The sequence below is a fragment of the Candidatus Aminicenantes bacterium genome (assembly GCA_026393795.1).
GTDB lineage: Bacteria > Acidobacteriota > Aminicenantia > UBA2199 > UBA2199 > UBA2199.
On the sequence record JAPKZL010000004.1, the window covers coordinates 1 to 2,320 of the forward strand.

Consider the following 2,320-nt stretch of genomic DNA (forward strand, 5'->3'; position numbering starts at 1 on the left):
CGCCAATTTGTCTTCCGGACGGGCTTCGGCCAGAAAATCGTCCACGCCCGCTTCCCGGGCGATCGTGGCCGCCGTCAGCCGGTTGTCCCCGGTGATCATAATGGTTTTGATGCCCATGGCCCGCAGCCGGGTAAAGCGATCCCTGAGACCGCCTTTGACGATATCTTTGAGATGGATGACGCCCAGTGCGCACGTCTTTTCGGCCACAGCCAGCGCCGTGCCGCCCGTCCGGGAAATTTCTTCAATGACTCGTTTCATCTCTTCCGGAAACTCCCCTGCGACGAATGCCGCGATGGTGTCGGGGGAGCCTTTGCGAAATTGATGCTGGCCGATGTCGATGCCGCTCATGCGGGTTTGCGCCGAAAATGAGATAAACCTGGCGTTAGGGATTTCAGCGATCGAGCGGCCGCGCAAGCCGTGTTTTTTTGCCAGCACGACGATACTGCGGCCTTCGGGAGTTTCATCGGCCAAGGAAGTCAGCTGGGCGATATCGGCCAGGGTCTCCATCGTTATCCCGGGGGCCGGGATGAAGCGCACCGATTGCCGGTCGCCCAGAGTGATGGTGCCCGTTTTATCCAGCAAAAGCACATCGATATCTCCCGCCGCTTCCACTGCCCGGCCGCTCATGGCCAGGACGTTCTTTTGCACCAGGCGGTCGATGCCGGCAATGCCGATGGCGCTGAGCAGTCCGCCGATGGTGGTCGGCAGGAGACAGACCAGGAGCGATACCAGTACGGTGATGCTGAAGGATACCCCGGAATAGATCCCGAAAAATTTCAGGGTGAAGATCGCCACGATAAAAATGATGCTGAGTGCGGAAAGTAGAATGGTCAGGGCGATCTCGTTCGGAGTCTTCTGCCGGTTCGCGCCCTCGACCAGGCCGATCATGCGGTCCAAAAAACTTTCGCCGGGATTGGCCGTAACGCGGACGGTGATTTTGTCGGAAAGCACTTTGGTTCCGCCGGTCACGGCGCTGCGGTCGCCTCCGGATTCGCGGATAACCGGGGCCGATTCCCCGGTGATCGCCGATTCGTCGACGGTGGCGATACCGTAGATCACTTCGCCGTCGGCCGGAATGATCTCGCCGGCGCTGACCGTCACCAGATCATTTTTTCGCAGATCTTCCGCCGGCACCCGCACGCTCTCTTGGCCTTCCTGGAAGCGATTGGCCAAGGTGTGGGATCTGGTTTTACGCAAAGAATTGGCCTGGGCTTTGCCACGGCCTTCGGCAACGGCCTCGGCGAAATTGGCAAACAACACGGTGAACCATAGCCATAGGGATATCTGAACGGTAAACCCCAACGGTTCAACGCTTTTTTGAAAGATGGCAACCGTGGTGAGCAGGGCGCAGCATTCGGTAACGAACATGACCGGGTTTTTTACTTGGGAGCGGGGAGCGAGTTTTTTTATTGAATCGATGACCGCCTGCTTCAGGATGTCTTTATTGAAAATGGAGGCTGCGGCTGATCTCATGGGGGAGGCCTCCTAGAACAGTTTGCCGGAACCGGTCATGAGGAAATGCTCGGCTACCGGTCCAAGCGAAAGGGCGGGAAGAAATGTCAGCAAGCCGACGATGATGATCGTACCGACCAGGAGTACGATGAAGGTCGCGCCATGGACCGGAAAGCTGCCGCTTCCCGCCGGGACCGTTTTTTTTTGCGGCCAGGTTCCCGGCCAGGGCCAGAACCGGGACGATAAGCAGAAAACGGCCGGCCAGCATGACCAAGCCTAGAATTGTATTATAGGCCGGGGTGTTGGCTGATAAACCCGTAAAAGCGCTGCCGTTGTTGCCGGCAGCAGAAGAAAAAGCGTACAGTATTTCGCTCAAGCCATGCGGGCCGTGGTTGCCCAGCCCGGCCACCCCCCAGCGGCTGACTGTTGCCCAGGCGGCCGGACCGAGGATCAAAATGGCTGAAACCAGAACGTAAAAAACGCAGAGCTTGACATCCGCGGCTTCGATCTTTTTACCGAGATATTCCGGGGTCCGGCCGACCATCAATCCGGCGATGAATACGGCCAGGATGACAAAAATCAGCATGCCGTAAAGGCCCGATCCCACCCCTCCGAACACCACTTCTCCGAGCTGGATGTTGAGCATGGGCATCAGCCCGCCCAGCGGGGTGAAGGAGTCGTGCATGGAGTTGACGGCGCCGCAGCTGGCATCGGTGGTTACGGTGGCGAACAGAGCCGAATTGAAAATCCCGAAACGAACCTCCTTGCCTTCCATGTTGCCGCCGCTGGACATGGCCAAATCCTTGAACCTGGAATTTCCTTTGCTTTCGGCCGTCCAGCAAACCAGCAGGCTGGCCAGGAACAAAAT

Annotated in this window: 1 protein-coding gene and 1 pseudogene; both read right to left on the reverse strand. The window is 58.1% G+C overall.

Features of this window, described 5'->3' with window-relative positions; genetic code table 11:
- Window positions 1-1,473 (reverse strand): potassium-transporting ATPase subunit KdpB (gene kdpB / locus NTW95_00300; protein MCX6555867.1); only part of this gene is annotated, 1,473 nt, incomplete at its 3' end.
- Window positions 1,474-1,485: 12 nt separating this feature from the next.
- Window positions 1,486-2,320 (reverse strand): annotated as a pseudogene (locus NTW95_00305) (potassium-transporting ATPase subunit KdpA).